General features: G+C 48.1%; 15 protein-coding genes. 11 read left to right on the forward strand and 4 right to left on the reverse strand.

Translation table 11 applies throughout. The annotated features are described in order from the left end of the window. Genes GVN16_RS03860 through GVN16_RS03875 form a run of 4 tightly spaced genes read left to right on the forward strand, consistent with a single transcriptional unit; the run spans position 1 to position 5,780 of the window. Positions 1-507: a hypothetical protein gene (locus GVN16_RS03860; protein WP_166562510.1), complete on the forward strand. Its 507-nt coding sequence runs from the start codon at positions 1-3 to the stop codon at positions 505-507. Then, positions 504-2,300, forward strand: a complete 1,797-nt coding sequence (locus GVN16_RS03865) for a hypothetical protein (RefSeq protein ID WP_166562511.1) — start codon at positions 504-506, stop codon at positions 2,298-2,300. The genes GVN16_RS03860 and GVN16_RS03865 overlap by 4 nt, the downstream gene beginning before the upstream one ends. 25 nt (positions 2,301-2,325) lie before the next feature. Further along, positions 2,326-4,257, forward strand: a complete 1,932-nt coding sequence (locus GVN16_RS03870) for a hypothetical protein (RefSeq protein ID WP_166562512.1) — start codon at positions 2,326-2,328, stop codon at positions 4,255-4,257. A gap of 14 nt (positions 4,258-4,271) precedes the next feature. Beyond that, positions 4,272-5,780: a hypothetical protein gene (locus GVN16_RS03875; RefSeq protein WP_166562513.1), complete on the forward strand. Its 1,509-nt coding sequence runs from the start codon at positions 4,272-4,274 to the stop codon at positions 5,778-5,780. Positions 5,781-5,836: 56 nt separating this feature from the next. Here GVN16_RS03875 and GVN16_RS03880 read toward each other — a convergent pair whose 3' ends face one another. Further along, on the reverse strand, positions 5,837-6,388 hold the full coding sequence (locus GVN16_RS03880) for a uridine kinase (protein ID WP_205748771.1): 552 nt from the start codon (positions 6,386-6,388) through the stop codon (positions 5,837-5,839). Positions 6,389-6,400: 12 nt separating this feature from the next. Then, the gene (locus GVN16_RS03885) at positions 6,401-7,948 is read right to left on the reverse strand and encodes a helicase HerA-like domain-containing protein (RefSeq protein WP_166562514.1); all 1,548 of its coding nucleotides are present in this window, start codon (positions 7,946-7,948) and stop codon (positions 6,401-6,403) included. Between the two features lie 132 nt (positions 7,949-8,080). Between GVN16_RS03885 and GVN16_RS03890 the strand changes: the two genes are divergently transcribed. The 5 genes from GVN16_RS03890 to nth all read left to right on the forward strand — a co-directional run bounded on the left by GVN16_RS03890 (position 8,081) and on the right by nth (position 11,509). Beyond that, positions 8,081-8,275 carry a hypothetical protein gene (locus tag GVN16_RS03890; protein WP_166562515.1) on the forward strand — a complete coding sequence of 65 codons (195 nt, stop codon included), beginning with the start codon at positions 8,081-8,083 and terminating at the stop codon, positions 8,273-8,275. Positions 8,276-8,787: 512 nt separating this feature from the next. Continuing rightward, positions 8,788-9,147: a hypothetical protein gene (locus GVN16_RS03895; protein ID WP_166562516.1), complete on the forward strand. Its 360-nt coding sequence runs from the start codon at positions 8,788-8,790 to the stop codon at positions 9,145-9,147. Between the two features lie 107 nt (positions 9,148-9,254). Continuing rightward, positions 9,255-10,358: a VWA domain-containing protein gene (locus GVN16_RS03900; RefSeq protein WP_166562517.1), complete on the forward strand. Its 1,104-nt coding sequence runs from the start codon at positions 9,255-9,257 to the stop codon at positions 10,356-10,358. Positions 10,359-10,518: 160 nt separating this feature from the next. Continuing rightward, positions 10,519-10,830: a hypothetical protein gene (locus tag GVN16_RS03905; protein WP_166562518.1), complete on the forward strand. Its 312-nt coding sequence runs from the start codon at positions 10,519-10,521 to the stop codon at positions 10,828-10,830. Beyond that, positions 10,823-11,509 (forward strand): endonuclease III, encoded by a 687-nt coding sequence (gene nth / locus GVN16_RS03910; RefSeq protein WP_166562519.1) that lies wholly within the window; start codon positions 10,823-10,825, stop codon positions 11,507-11,509. Before GVN16_RS03905 ends, nth begins: the two co-directional genes overlap by 8 nt. A gap of 714 nt (positions 11,510-12,223) precedes the next feature. Here nth and GVN16_RS03915 read toward each other — a convergent pair. Beyond that, entirely contained in the window at positions 12,224-12,778 is a 555-nt protein-coding gene (locus GVN16_RS03915) for a DUF255 domain-containing protein (protein WP_166562520.1), read from the reverse strand. Positions 12,779-12,869: 91 nt separating this feature from the next. Further along, positions 12,870-14,762: an NADP-dependent phosphogluconate dehydrogenase gene (gndA, locus tag GVN16_RS03920; protein ID WP_310587412.1), complete on the reverse strand. Its 1,893-nt coding sequence runs from the start codon at positions 14,760-14,762 to the stop codon at positions 12,870-12,872. Between the two features lie 342 nt (positions 14,763-15,104). On the opposite strand from gndA, the gene GVN16_RS03925 reads away from it, so the two are divergent. Both GVN16_RS03925 and GVN16_RS03930 read left to right on the forward strand, forming a co-directional pair. Beyond that, complete coding sequence (locus tag GVN16_RS03925; RefSeq protein ID WP_166562521.1) at positions 15,105-16,292, forward strand: M20 family metallopeptidase; 1,188 nt, start codon at positions 15,105-15,107, stop codon at positions 16,290-16,292. Between the two features lie 128 nt (positions 16,293-16,420). After that, on the forward strand, positions 16,421-16,717 hold the full coding sequence (locus tag GVN16_RS03930) for a hypothetical protein (protein ID WP_166562522.1): 297 nt from the start codon (positions 16,421-16,423) through the stop codon (positions 16,715-16,717). Positions 16,718-17,321 lie beyond the last annotated feature (604 nt).

Raw genomic sequence — 17,321 nt, forward strand, 5'->3', positions numbered from 1 at the left:
ATGAAAAAGATCATTTTTCTTCTGCTCATTACGGCCGGTGCCCTCCGGGCACAGACCACCCTGCAGCATACCTGGGTATTTAATCCGGCAGGTGGTACAGCGGTGGCCCCTGACGGAAAACCTTCAGTTACCGTCTTCGTAAAGCCCTCCTGTTGCCCGGTCACAGCCCTGGAAGTTACAGGAAATGCCCTGGAAGATAAGGCTCAATGGATAATTATTCCTTTAAACATGGAATCAGCTGTACTTCAGAAACTCAGCTATTCTGTAAACACTTCGGGAAGGTCCCATATTTTGCAAACCAGGCTTCTGGATATGTCATGGGCAGGAGAATCCAAGGTAATCTTTGACCAGACCGGATCTCAACCCGGGCCATTAGACCTTCCGGACTTAAAGCCTCAGGGTGCCTTATCACTGGCCATCAGATTAGGTATTCCGGGGGGAGATAAACTTTGGATTGGCCCCATCAGGCTTACCGGGTACACGACACATAAAAATTTACAGCCATGAAAAAAATCATCAATATCTTATCATTCCTCGTGCCAGTGTTGTGGGCCTGCCAGGTAAACGCCCAGGCGATCTACCTCGACAAGCCCATCCAGGCCGGGCAACTGATCCTCTTTCCGGACATTGCCGAAGCCAACGCCTATTATTACCTGCCCAACAAACTCAAACTGGGCACCAATAAGGACGGCAGTCCGCAGTTCTCTTTTCTGAGGTACGTCGAAAACATCAAAACCGAAGAAGGGGAGGAAACCCGCCGTGAGGGTGACGGCGGCGGTATCATCCACGCCGTGGTAGAGTTATCCGTAGCCGAAGACCTCATCAAGGCAGCCGAAAGGGACCTGAAACGCAAAACCGTTCAGAATGCCTTTATCAAAGGCCCGGTGATCTATAAAAGCGGCACCATGGCCCTGGTTTCTTCGCTGGCCGACGAGACCTCGGGCTTCAGCAAAAAGATCATCGGACTCGGGCCTGCCCCCATCATTGCCGGCAATAAAGCTGCGGTGTCCATCACCCTGACCAAACAGGGGGCTAAGGTGCTGTGGGAATCGTTCAAAACCTCCACACCTGACATGAGTTTTTCTTTTGTCATGAATACCGGCGGCTTCAGGTCGCCTGTAAAAGCCAAAATCACGGCCGACTTTGATAAAATCTATGAACACCATGATTTCAAAGCCGGGCTGGATGTAGCCGTGGGCGGATCAGGTGGCAGCGGACAACCTGCCTCACCTTTCCAGATGAAAGCGGGCGTAGACCTGGCTTTTGACCAGCTGCGTGAAAGCGGGGCCATCAAAATCGAGGGAGCTGAAGCCAGCGAAAAAATGGAACAACTCATTGACATTGCCTACAGAAAACTGGCCGACATGATGTTCGAACCTTTCAATCCGAACATTGGTGGCGGCAGCAACCAGGCACAGATGGAACAGATGCTGGCCATGGCCAACCGCCTCAACGCCGACAGCTCCAGGACCCGGGGATCATCATCCGGTTCTGCCAGCACCCAGGTAAAACTGAACATCGCTTACCAGTTTAAGCAGGTCCGTAAAACAGGGACTTATGTGCTGGATTTCAGCAAGTCGGTTTCAGATGAACTGCCTTTCCGTTTCGACGAAAACTTCGGAGCCATCAGTTGCCCGAAATGTTTCAGACAGGTCAACATAGATGATCCTTTGTATCGACAGAGAGAAATCCTATTATCTATCGACGGTCTGAATGCCGACCAGTTTGGTAAGTACGTCAATTTCGTAACCGTCAGCCTCAAAAAAGACCACGGCGGCGGACAATACACCATCGACGAAGCCCGTATCGGGACCAAGGATTTTGCGGCAGCCAACCTTTACCGCCTCATGTACGGCTGGAAGGACAACACCGACAATGACCGCAACAAATGGCTGAAATATGACTACAAAACGGTCTGGAGCTTTTTCGGTGACCATCAGATTGTGCAGGACTGGTCAAATACCGATCTCATCGGCCTCAACCTTGCCCCGCCTTTCCATCCGGTCAGCGTCAGCGTAGAGGCCAGCCCGGCCCTTATCAAAGCTGCCGGTATCAGGCTCGTTACCACCAAGTTTTACTATAACTATGGCGGCGGAGAAAAAGTGGAGCAGGTGGCCATCCGCAGTGAAGACCCTGTCATGGCTAAAAAGGCTGATTTTATGCTCAATAAGAACAATTACGACTACGAATACGAGATCATCTGGCGGTTAACGGGCAACAGGACTGTCACCACCGGGAGAAAGAAATCGAACGACACCATCCTTTATGTGGATGAAATTCCGGCAGAGCTCCTGCCCTGAAACAAAACTCTAAAATAAAACGAAAATGAAAAAACATGCCTTAAAACTGCTATGGATAAGCCTTTGTCTTATACTGGCCGTGGCGGATCTGTCAGCTCAGCAAATCCTGATTGACAAACCGCTCAGAATCGGGAGTGTGACGGTATTTCCGGACCTCAACAATCCCAACGACTATTATTATCTGCCGGACAAAGCCCGCATAGCCACCGCAGCTAACGGACAACCCCAGTTCTCTTTCCTGAGATATGTGCAGAATGTCCGCGGCGGTGCCGAAACAGAAACCCGTGAAGGCGACGGCGGCGGGATCGTCCATGCTGTCATAGAACTGTCGCTGACCCCGGCCATGCTTGAACAAGCCAGGGGTGACCTCAGGAGGGTCAATTCTGCCGGAACCATCAAAGGACCCATCATTTATGCCGGTGGCTCCATCGCCCTCATCTCGTCGGTATCCAGTCCTGAAGGTGGATTATCGACCAAAATCCTCGGACTGGGCAAAGCCCCGATCCTGGATGGCGGCAAAGCTTCGGTGTCTATACAGCTGACCAAACAAGGGTCTAAGATCCTCTGGGAATCATTCAAAACACCGACACCCGACATGAGTATCTCTTTCGAAATGGACCTGAAAGGTTTCCGTTCCCCGAAAAGAGCCATTGTGGAAGCCAATTTCGAACAGGTTTACCAGCACACCAGCTTCCAGGCGGCCATAGCGGCCCCGATCCTGGCTGCTGAAATCAACACGGCATTTGATGACCTGGTCAAAACAGGGGCCATCAAAGTTACCCTCATCGGTGCCGACGAAAACATGGAAAAGGCAGTAGATGAAGCTTATACCAAACTGACCCGCCTGATGTTTGAGCCGGTGGGCGGCACAGGCACCCCTGAACTCGGTTCATTGACCGGGGCAGCGGCAAACCGCCCGAGCCTTCTGGACAGGGCCACGACCATGCTCAACAACGCCAGGACAGAAACAAGACAGGATAATGAAAAAAGAAGACAGCAAATGCTGGAATCACTGCCACCGGATGCCATCAACAGACCCAGAACCAGTACCGACACGAGCAGAAGGGCTTCGCCGCTGATTGAATTGTCAGACCAGGAAGCCGAGAGGGTTGAAAGGGCACAGGAGAGAAGGGAAAGGGAACAGCAAATTCAGGCTACCCAGCAGGCTTTGCCCCAGTTTGCCATCGCGGCTGTCTTTGAGATGAAAAGGGTACGTCAGCAAGGTACTTTCCGGATCGATCTCAACAAATACACTGCTGATCAACTGACCATCAGGTTTGACGAAAACTTTGGCCAGATCAACTGCCAGGCATGTTTCCGAGAAGTGAACCTCGACGACCCGCTTTACAAACAACGGGAGATTGTTTCTTACCTGGACGGTATGAACGCCGACGACTTCGGGAAGTACATCAACTTTGTGGCGGTACAGATCCAGAAAAAACACGAAAACGGTGACCTGACCCAGGACGAGATCAGGATCGACAAAACGAATTTCAACCAGTCAGGCAACAACTTCAAAATGCTGTACGGATGGAAAGGAGATAACAACCGCACCAAATGGCTGAAATACGACTACAAAGTCACCTGGAATTTCTTCGGGGGCCAGAGCGTCACCAGCGATTACAAACCCGTGGACGTGGCCGCCATTCCGCTGGCACCGCCTTTCAGCCGCAAACTGATTGATGTGGAAGCTGATCCGACCGCCATCCAGGCCGCTAATGTGAGGTCTATCGAAGTCAAGGTATTTTATAAACAAGGCACGCAGGAACTCAACCGCCAGATCAGGCTGAACACCAAAGCCAATCAGTTCTCCGGCCAGATTGAGATCATACAGCCCAAAGAAGCCAATGCTTTTGATTACGAGATCGTATGGTTTCTGAACAACGGACAAAGCAAGAATTCAGGCCGCTTATCATCGGCAAGTACCATCATTTTTGCGGACAATTTGCCAAATTAAATCTCAACTCAGTCATGAAAATTTTAAAATTTAAATCGCTCATTATTATCCTGTTGCTTGCTATCCAGGCGGTATCCGCCCAGGACAGGGTAAGATTTGTATATTTCGCTCCTACGGCTACCATGCGGACCATCTTCGGTTCAGCCAACATCAGGCAATGGGCCAGGGTCGTCGAGAGCGGCGTGCCCGTCACCAGGAGAGACACCATTTCGGTCATGGCCGGTTACCGCTGGGTGCACATCACGCCTGCCAATGTGACTTTGTTCAGAAACAATGCTCCTGTCAATCTGAAGAAACTCTATGATTCGCTCAATGCCCCGGCTTCCAAAGTGAGAAGGAAAATGGACGAAATCATGGGTCTGGGCGGCAACAGGCGGGTGGTGATCCACCTCGTCGACGACCGCACTTCTATCCCCATGAGTGAAAACTACGTGGGGCAGCAGATTGAGACAGCTGATAATAAAAAATATGTATGGCCTGCAGCCAGGGGTTATCTGAACACCACCCTTGAAAGCTCCGGTACAGGTGAGGTTTACATCGGAGACCACTTCATGAATGCCTTCGGCAACCAGTTTGAAGGGGTCATGCTGCACGAAATCTCCCACACCCAAAGGGCCAGGGATGCCCGTGGGGCCAATACCTGGGGCGAAGTCGGTACGGGGGTTTCTTACGGGGCCATTCCCGGACACACTTTCAATGAGCTGCAGGGCAGTGAAGAAAGTGCCCTGGACGAGGCCATGGGTAACTTCTGGAAAATGACACACACCCTGCAGGACAGCACCTGGGTGCTGAACCTGATGACAGACAGTACCGCCAGACTAAGAATTGAAAAATATTCTCCGCTGTTCAATGTCCACGAGGCATGGAATGCCCCGCATACCACCCAGTGTGCAGGTCCGACTACCCCGCATCCTACTTCTCCGGCTTCATTGAGGACAGCCGTTTGCGGAGCTGCCATATCCAGGTTCTTTGTTCCGGATACCGCTCAGTATGAAACCAGGCTTTACAAATGGAAAGACATGCCGGGAAGGTACATCATGAACAGCGAGCAGATGTCACAGGCTTATCTTTACTTATACTGGCGATACGCTTTTGCCCGTCCGGATTCTTCGATGAACAAAATCAAAAACCTCGCAAGGACCTTGTATTCCACCCGCGATTCACGCGACTGGCACGTAGGGTTCCTGGCCAATCACCTGGCTTTCCAGATGGAAAGATATGCCAACACCGCTCATGGCCAGGCTGAACAAACCGCCAACCGGCTCACATCCAGCTTGTTCTCCTACGCCCTGCTGGACTTGCTGAGGCATTTCTCTAACAGTGACCTTGATTTTGAAGCAGACATGCGGACCTATTCCTACGGTAGCGGCATTCCCTTTGCCATGGAAGCGTACAAAAGGCACCGGGCCAACCTCAGAACAGCGGCCAATCCTTTTATCAACGGACCCAATATAAACATCAGGGGGGCTGTAGTCGCCATGCGGGCTTATTTGCAGACCGCACCGACTATCCTTAAACAATAGGAACTTTCATGAAGATAAAATGGAGAGACCTTCTCCGTTTGTTTTAGAGTCAACCGCTAAAGTACAATACCCTGGGCTTCCGGGGTAATTGTTTTTACAGACGGCCCCTCCAGGTAAGTCAGTATCTTCTTCATGTTAAACTCATCCTCCCCTGAAGCCATCAGGTAGTCGGTTTTCACGAGTGAGGGCTTACCCAGTTTCAGGAATGATTTCCAGATGTGGTCAATGTACCAGGTCGGAATATAGCCCCACCTTGAATCCATCGCTTTGCGGATGAGGAAGGTCCTTTTGGAGATTTTGATGTAGATTCTTTTGTCGTAGACCTCGTTGAGCGGCTGATGGTAAAAAGCAAAGAAACCTTCCACGATCACCACGTCAAACCGGTCTTTGAAGTCTTTTACCACTTCCAGCAATAAGTCATGGTCAATGGACCTGGTCGATTCCCAATCGGTTTTACCTTTGATTTTGGGAATCAGGGTTTCGGGAAAAACAAAATCATCCTGGTGAAAAATGATCGCTTTCTTACCCGTTTTCCTGAAATACGTGACCAGCAAATTCGCCAGTGTACTCTTTCCGGACCTGCTTACCCCACCAATTCCAATGACCATGTTCAGGTGTATTTAGAACCAACTTGTACTTTTCTTTCTTTTCGTCGTGCTGCTCATCCCCAACGCCCCCAGTAAAGAGCGGGTAATGATCGACGCAGCCGTACGGCCGATCTGGCGGGTAACAGAACTACTCAGGATAGTCTCCAGCGTAGATTTCTCCTGTTTGCCGCTTTTCACTTCTTTTTCTTCCTCTTCGGCCGCTGCCGCCTCTGTGATCTTCTTGTTCAGAATCTCGTAGGCACTTTCGCGGTCTACCACCTCATTATATTTCCCGGCGATGCGTGACCTGCTCACCAGGCTGTCTATTTCACTTCCTGAAAGTACATCCATACGGCTTTTCGGAGGACACATGTAGGTCACAGCCAATGGCGTCGGAATACCTTTTTCGTTCAGTCCGGTCACCAGGGCTTCCCCGATTCCCATCGCTGTCAGTATCGTTTCAGTTTCATAAAACTCAGTAAGAGGATAGTTATCAGCCGCTTCTTTGATGGTCTTGCGGTCGTTGGCCGTAAAGGCACGCAGGGCATGCTGCACTTTCAAACCCAGCTGACTCAACACCGACGCCGGAACATCCTGCGGGTTCTGGGTACAGAAATAAATCCCTACGCCTTTCGAACGGATCAGTTTGATCACCGTCTCGATTTGCTGCAACAAAGCCTTCGAAGCTTCCTGGAACACCAGGTGGGCCTCGTCAATAAAGATCACCAGTTTAGGACGGTCTTCGTCACCGGCTTCAGGCAATCCCGCATACAGCTCGGCCAGAAGGCTGAGCATAAAAGTGGAGAATAACTTAGGTCTGTCCATCAGGTCCATCACCCTCAGCACAGAGATAATGCCCCTGCCCTGGTTGTCGATCCTCATCAGGTCATCAATATCAAAGGAGGTTTCTCCGAAAAACAAATCAGCACCCTGCTGCTGCAGTTCGATCACCTTACGCATGACAGTACCCAGCGAGGTCGTCGACATTTTACCGTAAGAATTCTCAAAATCGGCTTTGCCTTCATCGCTCAGGAACTGGATTACCCTGATGAAATCTTTCAGGTCCAGCAAAGGCAGTTGCTTGTCATCACAATATTTAAACAAGGCCGACACAATCCCTTCCTGGGTATCGTTCAGTCCTAAGATTTTCGAAAGCAGAATCGGCCCGAATTCTGACACCGTAGCCCTCAATCTCGCTCCGGGCTGCTCGCTTAAGGTCAGCAATTCCACCGGATAAGCTGTTGGTTTATAAGTAATTCCTGCCGCCTCGGTCCTTTCCAGGATAAAGCCCTCGCTTTTACCTTCCGCCGCGATGCCGCTCAAATCACCCTTGATGTCCATTAACAATACCGGTACGCTGGCATCGCTCAATCCCTCAGCCAGCACCTGCAGACTCTTGGTTTTCCCGGTACCGGTGGCCCCGGCAATGAGCCCGTGACGGTTCATCGTTTTCAGAGCGACTTTCACCTGGGTACCAGGCACCACCACTCCGTCCAGTTTGGCTGCTCCCAGAATCAGGGAGTCACCTTTAAAAGTATATCCGGCGTTTATTTCCGATTTGAATTTTTCTTCCTTACTCATGGTATATTTGGGTCCTTTCAGGTTTGCTGTTTAAAAAAGCATTATTTTGCGGCAATTTCTGAAATCTTCGACAAATAATAAAATCAAATTTCAAATCATTCTCAAATTGTTTTTTTAGGCAAATAATTAAAAATGAAAAAGCTATCGTCATATTTTGGCTGGGCAATGCTGGTTTTCGGACTTTTTATGATCATCATCACCACCGTTCTTGTTACCACGGATACTTCCGGTAAGGTAAAAATCTCTCCGTTTTATTTTATTTTCCTTTTCCTGATCCTGCTCGTCGGGGGGCTGTCGCTTTATTACAGCCGTAATCTGAAGGAGTGACCTGATAATATCTAAATTCTTAAGAAAATATAAAATTCAGAACAGACAAAACAGGCCTGCATACAGCATAACCTGTTTTTAATAAGGAAATAAAATCAATTCATAATCAGGGTTATTCCTGGGCTATGAACATTATTTTCAGTGAAATATAAAGAATTGATAAAAATTAATGTGACTTATATCAACGGGTGACGTCTTAATTATGAGATTTTGCTTTTTGTATATCATAACAGAGCTTTAAAGCCCCCGACTGATGGTTGGGGGCTTTTTTTGTGAATTTAAATGTGACCTCTGTCTCATTTGTCCGTCAAAATAGAGGATTAACTGTTTATGTGGATCCAACACGTAATCATGCTCTTAAAGCCTTTGTCTGCTGGATAGAGGCTTTTTTTATTTTTACGACTTTACATTTCTGAGTTTCAAAGCCTTTTTACAGCACAGTCGTCTATTTTCTGATATTCCTTATTCAATCATCCCGGAATTATTTTTAACTTGCCTTAAAAATCTCAAACATGAAACTAATAGCATTTTTCGCCTTCTTATTCATCAGCATCGGGGCCTCGGCCCAGGTAGACACCATCACCACTGCCCAGGCAGAAAAATTCATTGGAAAACTGGTGGTAGTCAAGGGTAAACTAAACGGCATCAAGGACTTCACCAACCGCGACGGGGACAAAATGTACCTGCTGGATGTGGACGGTACTTATCCCGATCTCCCGATGAGCATCAGGATATTTAAAGAAGCTTACCCGGCATTCAAACTGACGAAGGATGATTTCGGCAAGACGGTTTATTTCAAAGGTACGCTGGAAGAATACCGTGAAAAACCCAGCCTCTCTATCGGCGAGCCGGGCAATGTCTGGATCAAATAGGCAACGCGAAAACCAACGGAACATTTGAATGCCTGTTTTTTTAACAGGCATTCAAACTTACAGCCTCCTATTCTTGTTATCTCTTTACAAACAAAATCTTCATCAAAATGCAGGGATTCAGATTTTCGGATTTTAAGCCGGATATGAAAGGAGGAACAAAATTTGACCAGTTGCTGAACATTTTCCAGCAATTGCTGCTCATTTTTTCAGGAAATGTGACGGAGGCCCTGTCTTATATGAATGATCTCGACAGGAGATACCAGCTCACCGACGACAAATACGGGATCGCCGACTTCATCGACGACCTTAAAAACAAAGGATATATTACCGAAGAACAGCAAAGCGGCGAAATGAACATGACGCCCAAGTCTGAGCGAAGCATCCGCAAGCAGAGTCTTGAAGAAATATTCGGTAAACTCAAAAGGGCCAAATCGGGCGGTAACCACAAGTCACCACACACCGGCAACGGCGATGAAATGAGTTCTGACCTCCGGGCTTTCCAGTTTGGCGACGGCCTTGACCAGATATCGATGACCGAATCACTGAAAAACGCACAGGTCAACAGCGGCCTTGACGACGACTTCATGCTGATGGAAAGAGACCTTGAAGTCAACGACCGCGAAGCGAACATACAAACAGCCACCGTGCTGATGATCGACATATCTCACTCCATGATCCTGTATGGCGAAGACCGCATCACCCCGGCTAAAAAAGTAGCCCTGGCCATGGCCGAAATGATTCGGACGAGATATCCGAAAGATTCCCTCGACATCCTCGTGTTCGGTAATGATGCCTGGCAGATACAACTCAAAGACATTCCATATCTTGAAGTGGGTCCTTATCATACCAACACCGTGGCGGGTCTTGAACTGGCGATGGACCTACTCAGGAGAAAGAAGACCAAGAACAAACAGATATTCATGATCACCGACGGTAAGCCGACTTGTCTGAAAGAGGGCATCCGTTATTATAAAAACAGCTTCGGCCTCGACAGGAAGATCGTCAGCAAAACCCTGACCATCGCCGCCCAGGCAAGAAGGCTCGACATCCCTGTCACCACGTTTATGATTGCCAGTGACCCTTATCTGAAGCAATTCGTGCAGGATTTCACGAAAGTCAACAACGGCAGGGCCTACTACAGCAACCTCGACGGACTCGGCGGATTCGTCCTGGAAGATTTCCAGAAAAACCGCAGAAGAAATGTGAAATAGCTCTCCAACGTCTCCAGACGTAAGGAGGGCGACATCCGGTCTCCGACCGGTGTAAAGGGAATCCGTGAATCAGCAAGTTTCATCTGAAAGCACTCGCTAAAGATATTAGTAGAGACGTTGCATGCAACGTCTCCTCCGTGTAGACTAAAACAATCATATCATGCGAAAGGGATTCGCTGTCAGACGTTGCAGTGCCACGTCTCTACAAGAATTTGATGGTTTATTAAATGACAGGTATATTCTGAACGGCGGTCAGAGACCGCGTGACGCCTTCCTTACGTCTGAAGACGTCGGACAGCCGTTTATTGAAATTATAAACAGGTATATTCTACTCGGCGGTCAGAGACCGCAATACGCCTTCCTTACGTCTGAAGACGTTGGAAAGCAAAACATTTTCCCTACCACTGTTTCCAAATCAAAACCAATCCCTTTAATTTGCAGTCCATCCGAACTCATTTATACTTATGCTTAAGAAACAACGTTTTCAGGGAATTATCGACTACTTTACTACCCACCAGCCTAATCCTGAAACGGAATTACAATATACCAATCCTTATGAACTGCTCGTAGCGGTGATCCTGTCGGCACAGTGTACAGATAAAAGGGTGAATATGGTAACACCCCGCCTGTTTGACCGCTACCCTACCCCGGAATCTCTTTCGGTGTCTACGTCGGACGAAGTCTTTGAATACATCAGGAGTATTTCTTATCCTAATAATAAAGCCAAACACCTGGTTGGGATGGCGAGGATACTGGTGGATGAGTTTAAATCTGTGGTGCCGTCGACGGTAGAAGACCTCACCAAAATGCCGGGCGTGGGTCGCAAAACGGCCAATGTGATTGCTTCTGTGGTGCATCACCTGCCTACCATGGCGGTGGATACGCACGTGTTCAGGGTGTCGCACCGGCTGGGGCTTGTCAGCCTGAAAGCTACTACACCTTATACTGTTGAAAAGGAACTGGTTAAAGAATTCTCCGACGAAATCATCCCTAAAGCCCACCACTGGCTGATCCTCCACGGACGTTACGTCTGCCTGGCCCGCAGCCCGAAATGCCACGAATGCGGTATAACGTCTCTGTGTAAATCATACGAAGCGATACAGAAATACGGGATAAAGGCAGTGGATGATAAGCTGCCGTCGATTAATTAGGGATTAGCTATTTAGCTGTTGGCTTTTAGCTGTTGGCTTTTAGCTTTAAGGTTTGAGCTATAAGCGGTAAGGTTTAGGCAGATAGGTTTTACCAACCCTTTCAGTTTTTCAGTAGCTTCGGGTAGTGTGTCAGCTCGAGGAATAATTTTACGATGTAAAAAAGTAAAATGTATTGACGTTGAGTTATCAATCATGACTATTTGATGAATGTCCCAGCGGGACAAAATATCTATAAAAGTAACCTCAACTATGATTTAACATCCCGGAGGGATGGAACATTTGTGCAGGCTGTTTCTCAGACATATTAAATCCCGCTGGGATTAGCTCAAGTTAATGGACTCTTTTATTACAGATATTAAATCCCTCCGGGATAGTAATGAATCTATAGTAAGATTAGAGAAAAAGGTTAATGATAGCGGTAGTCGAGAGGCAGGTTAATTGTTAAAAGTTCAGCACAAAAATCGCGACCTTGTGATAACGGTTCTCGACTCCGCTCGAACTGACAGTCAGGGCGGTTCGAACTGACAAGAGCCGGGCGGGATCGAACTGACAAGAAATAAAAAACCGAACTGGCAAGAAATAAATCTAGCACAAAATGGTGCATGTAAAGTAACAAGTTCTCGACTACGCTCGAACTGACAGGATCAGGTTGACCAAAAAGCTAACAGCTAATCGCTTACAGCCTAAAGCTTACTGCTTAAAGCCTACAGCCCCTCAAAGCCTCACCAGCTCATTCTTATATTTCTCTTTGTAGGTTCCTTCTTTGTAGTTTTCGAAGGCTTCTTTTTTGTGGTTGTCGTCGCCGATGAAAGTGATGATCTGATGGAACACTTTGGCGTCCATGTAACCCGGGATGGGCTGGATCATGTTGAATTTCTCGTCGAGGTACACGATGCTCGGGTAGCTCATTTTACCCTGAAGCAGGGCTATCGCCGCTTCGTTGGCACGGTTGGCTTCGTCGTATTTGTAGGTCTTGCCGCCTATGGTGATGTCTTTGGTTGACTCGGCGTCTAATTTGACAGCGTAATAGTTTTCGTTGATGTATTTAACCACCTCAGGGTTTGTGAAGGTGTTCTTGTCCATTACCTTGCACCAGCCGCACCAGCCTGTGTAGACATCGATGATGGTCTTGCGGGGGGCCGTCTGGGTTTTGGCGTAGGCTTCTTCCACCGTCATCCAGTTGATCTTCGGGGTTTCTTCGGGTGAGCTTCTGAACGATACAAGGACCATCACCAGGCCAAACGACATCAATAATGCTAAACGCTTCATATCTTTTTATTTTTATTCTATCATAACGCAAAAAATATTCCAAAGATTTACCGGACGGCCAGAAATACTGACCATCAGGCCTTTTATTTTATCAAATCCACTGGGTATGGTGGTATTTACCCGTCAGGTCATCTGTCCGCTGGTAAGTATGTGCCCCGAAAAAGTCACGCTGGGCCTGTAATACATTGGCGGTGGCGTAGCCTGTGCTGTAGGCATTGAGGTAATCGAGGGCAGACAGGTGGCACGGAATAGAGATCCCCGCCGTGATCATCTGGATGGCAAAAACCTTCAGTTCTTTATGACCGTGCTCCAGCTGGGACCTGATCTCAGGACTGTCGAACATCGATTTATTGTCTTTGAAAACGGTCGACAGTTCGTCCATCAGCACGGAGCGGATGATACAGCCGTTGGTCCAGATCCTGGCGATCTCCGGGAAGTCGAGGCCCCACTGGAATTCGTCAGAGGCGGCTTTCATCAACTCAAAACCCTGGTGATGGTTCAGGATGCGGGCGGTAGCATAAGCCACCCTAGATACTTCGGGGTCAAAGGCACTTTCGGCGTCGATGCCCTGGTAGTGGTAGTTTTCGGAGAACTTCACCCTTTCGGCCTTGAATGCAGAAATGTACCTGGCAAACAATGCGGAACTGATCATCGTGGCAGGAATACCGAGTTCGGCAGCTGAAACGGTGGTCCAGTTGCCCGTGCCTTTGTTACCGGCTTTGTCGAGGATGAGGTCGATCAGCCATTGGTCTCCTTCTTTCTTGCGGAGGATGGAGACGGTGATCTCCAGCAGGTAGCTCGACAGCTCGGTGGCGTTCCAGGTTTCAAAGATATCGGCGATCTCGTCCGGCGTTAATTGATTGACATACCTGAGTCCGGCATAGACTTCGGCGATGAGCTGCATTTCCGCATATTCCACGCCGTTGTGCACCATCTTGATGAAGTGGCCGGAGCCTTCTTTGCCGACGTAAGTGCAGCAAGGGTTGCCGTGTTTGTCTTTGGCGGCAATGGCCGTCAGGTATTTGCTGACGATGGCGTAGGCCTCCGGATCGCCCGAGGGCATGACAGAGGGGCCTTTCAGAGCACCTTCTTCCCCACCCGACACCCCGGTGCCGATAAAGTGCACGCCTTTGGTCTTGAGGTAGGCTATCCTGCGTTTGGTATCGGTATATAAGGAGTTACCGCCATCTATCAGCACGTCGGACGGCGACAGGAACGGCAGAATGTTTTCTATGAATTCGTCGGTGGCAGCACCGGCTTTGATCATCAGGAATATCTTGCGGGGGGTGGCCATGGAGCCGACAAAGGTGCCGAGGTCATCAAACCCCCGGGCGGTGTCGAGCTCAGGAAACTCAGCCACAAACCTCTCGGCTACTTTTTCTTCCACCACGGCTTCGTGCCTGTTATATAATGACAGCCTGAAACCTTTCTGGGCGAGGTTGCGGCTGAGGCTTTTACCCATCACACCTAATCCGACGAGGCCGAATTCGGTTTTTGTTTTCTTTGTATTGTCCATAATCGTTTCTAATATCTTTTCAGGGCTTTGTGATATATCCACCGAAATCCCCGCTGAGGGTTCTTCGAGGGTTTCGAACTGAGATTGCAACAGTTTGGCGGGCATAAAGTGGTCGGTCCTTTTCTCCATCCTTTCGACGATGGTCTTGAAATCGCCTTTGAGGTGTATCCACTCGATCTTTTTAGACAGCTTGTGTGAGAGCATCTCCCTGTATTTTTCTTTCAGGGCCGAGCACGCAAACACCGCTCCGCCGGTCTGGGTGCGGGCTTTCTCATTGATGGCGTTTAACCAGCCTACACGGTCGTCGTCTGTCAGGGGTATACCCTCCCGCATCTTGTCGACGTTTTCTTTCGGATGGAAATCATCTCCATCATAAAAAGGGACAGATAAATGCTCACTTAGAAGTTTGCCGACGGTAGTTTTGCCGCTACCGGACACGCCCATTATAAAAAAAATTGTTTGCTGCACACCAGTATGAGTATTAAAAAATATTTTGCGAAATTAACAAAAAACTATCTATAAGACTATAGCACATTCCTGACATTTTAGGCACTATTTATAACAGGTACACACCAGGTGATTATCGGATAAAAAAGCATGCTTATTCACAGGTCAGAGATAATATCGGTAAAGAAAACAATAATTTTAAGGATAACCAATGACTCACACCCCCTTTATTTTCAGGACGAACAGACGGGCATTACCGCCCCAAACCACAAAAGAATACTGATTGACATATTTTTTAGGATTTGAAACACCAAAGCCTTAATTTTGCGGCATACCGGCCACCCGGATAAAGACCCAATAGATATGCAGTTTCAAGAGAAAATAAAACAATTAGCCCTTTCTTACGCTTCTGATGCCGTAGCTACCCGCAGACATTTACACCAGCATCCGGAGCTTTCTTTTGACGAACACAAAACGGCCGCCTTTGTAGCCGAAAAGCTGAAGGCCATCGGGCTGACGCCCCAGACGGGCATTGCCGGAACGGGCCTCGTAGCCATTATTGAAGGTAAAAATCCCCACAAGAAAGTCATCGGACTGAGGGCCGACATGGACGCCCTGCCGATTTTCGAACAAAACGACGTTCCCTATAAATCATTGAATGAGGGTGTGATGCATGCCTGCGGACATGATGTGCACACTTCCTCGCTGCTGGGCACTGCCCGCATCCTTCAGGAACTCAAAGGGGAGTTTGAAGGGACGGTCAAGCTGATATTCCAACCTGCTGAAGAGAAAGCTCCAGGCGGGGCCTCTATCATGATCAAAGAGGGGGTGCTCGAAAACCCGGCTCCGCTGTCGATGATCGGGCAGCATGTGGCTCCCAATGTGCCTGTGGGTAAGATCGGCTTCAGAGAGGGTATGTACATGGCCAGCACGGACGAACTGTACCTGACCGTCAAAGGCAAAGGCGGACACGGGGCGGCTCCCGACCAGCTCATTGACCCGGTATTAATTGCTTCTCATATCATTGTATCGCTGCAACAGATCATTTCCCGCAACAGGAAACCGGCCAATCCTTCGGTGCTTTCCTTCGGGCGGTTTATTGCCGACGGGGTGACGAACGTGATCCCGAACGAGGTGAAGATCGAAGGGACATTCAGAAACATGGATGAAGAATGGCGTGAAGACGGCCTCAGGAGAATGAAGAAAATGGCAGAGGGCATAGCCGAAGCCATGGGTGCTGTGTGCGACTTCCAGGTGGTGAGGGGCTACCCTTTCCTCAAAAACAATCCACAACTGACCCGCAAACTCAAATCTGCCGCCAAAGAGTATGTGGGGGCTGAGAATGTGGTCGATCTGGACCTATGGATGGCGGGTGAGGATTTTGCGTATTATTCGCAGGTGGTTGACTCCTGTTTTTATCGCTTAGGCACTAGAAATGAGGCGAAAGGGATCATATCGGGTGTACATACGCCTACTTTTGATATTGATGAATCTGCCCTCGAAATTGGCACAGGTTTAATGGCTTATCTTGCTCTTGCTGAGTTATCTTAAGATTCATTCCAAATAACCTTTGATTACCGCCACTTATCTATTTTAAGCTTGATTTAATCTTCATGTGACTTTGTTGGCATACTATTTGGAACGGTTCATAATAGTAGTGAAAAATAAAGTGGTATATAATGAAGTTAATTCTCATCGTCGAACAACTGGTGATTGGCTGCACGACAGCCTTTTTCTGGTTCAATTCAAGCGACAACGTCTTTAAGCTCTTCAAAGGAAGAAAATCTGAAACTAATTATTTCTTCTGGCCTTATATTGTTGGATTTATTGCTTTTCCGTATGTAGTAGCGTTTTGTTATAAAACAGCCTGGGATTTTATTGAGGATAATAAGATCAAAGCGGCGATTTATCTGAGTGTCATTCCGTTATTGTTCTTTTTACTGGGGAGGTATGTTTATAAGTTAGTGAATCGGTAAATCTTCTCAGCCCTATTTCGTCAAAACTTTTTCTTCGCTTTTACTTTCTCTTAGCCTTACTTTTTTTTCGAAAAAAAAGTAACAAAAAAAACATCAAAAATTCTAACTCGCAAATCCTAAAATTAAGTACCTAAATTTTTAACATTGGGAATTTTCGGCTTTGCTCAGACAGAGAATTTTTAGTTTGGATGTTTATTAGTTTGTCAGTTCGAGCGGAGTCGAGAACCGCTAACTTACATGAACAATGCACTTGCACAATATTCTGTTGAAAAGTAATATCAACCTCGCCTCTCGACTACCACTCGAGGTGACAATGCAGTCAAAAAAGCCGCCCTGACACAGTTCTGTTTACACTCCCCTATTCTGAGACTTACGTCACTCCAACGTAAAACTACATCGCTCCAACGTAAACTTACATCGCTCTAACGTGAACTTACATTGCTCCAACGTAAACTTACATCGCTCCAACGTAAACTTACACCGGCCCAATGTAAACTTACACCGCTCCAACGTAAACTTACACCGGCCCAACGTAAACTTACACCGGCCCAACGTAAACTTACACCGGCCCAACGTAAACTTACACCGGCCCAACGTAAACTTA

This window comes from Emticicia sp. CRIBPO (genome assembly GCF_009905725.1).
In the GTDB taxonomy this organism is placed as follows: domain Bacteria; phylum Bacteroidota; class Bacteroidia; order Cytophagales; family Spirosomataceae; genus Leadbetterella.

Excerpts from the sequence above, each read along its gene's own strand:
- GVN16_RS03860 (WP_166562510.1), top strand. The coding sequence starts at position 1 with ATGAAAAAGATCATTTTTCTTCTGCTCATTACGGCCGGTGCCCTCCGG.
- GVN16_RS03865 (WP_166562511.1), top strand. The coding sequence starts at position 504 with ATGAAAAAAATCATCAATATCTTATCATTCCTCGTGCCAGTGTTGTGG.
- GVN16_RS03870 (WP_166562512.1), top strand. The coding sequence starts at position 2,326 with ATGAAAAAACATGCCTTAAAACTGCTATGGATAAGCCTTTGTCTTATA.
- GVN16_RS03875 (WP_166562513.1), top strand. The coding sequence starts at position 4,272 with ATGAAAATTTTAAAATTTAAATCGCTCATTATTATCCTGTTGCTTGCT.
- GVN16_RS03880 (WP_205748771.1), bottom strand. The coding sequence starts at position 6,388 with ATGGTCATTGGAATTGGTGGGGTAAGCAGGTCCGGAAAGAGTACACTG.
- GVN16_RS03885 (WP_166562514.1), bottom strand. The coding sequence starts at position 7,948 with ATGAGTAAGGAAGAAAAATTCAAATCGGAAATAAACGCCGGATATACT.
- GVN16_RS03890 (WP_166562515.1), top strand. The coding sequence starts at position 8,081 with ATGAAAAAGCTATCGTCATATTTTGGCTGGGCAATGCTGGTTTTCGGA.
- GVN16_RS03895 (WP_166562516.1), top strand. The coding sequence starts at position 8,788 with ATGAAACTAATAGCATTTTTCGCCTTCTTATTCATCAGCATCGGGGCC.
- GVN16_RS03900 (WP_166562517.1), top strand. The coding sequence starts at position 9,255 with ATGCAGGGATTCAGATTTTCGGATTTTAAGCCGGATATGAAAGGAGGA.
- GVN16_RS03905 (WP_166562518.1), top strand. The coding sequence starts at position 10,519 with ATGCGAAAGGGATTCGCTGTCAGACGTTGCAGTGCCACGTCTCTACAA.
- nth (WP_166562519.1), top strand. The coding sequence starts at position 10,823 with ATGCTTAAGAAACAACGTTTTCAGGGAATTATCGACTACTTTACTACC.
- GVN16_RS03915 (WP_166562520.1), bottom strand. The coding sequence starts at position 12,778 with ATGAAGCGTTTAGCATTATTGATGTCGTTTGGCCTGGTGATGGTCCTT.
- GVN16_RS03925 (WP_166562521.1), top strand. The coding sequence starts at position 15,105 with ATGCAGTTTCAAGAGAAAATAAAACAATTAGCCCTTTCTTACGCTTCT.
- GVN16_RS03930 (WP_166562522.1), top strand. The coding sequence starts at position 16,421 with ATGAAGTTAATTCTCATCGTCGAACAACTGGTGATTGGCTGCACGACA.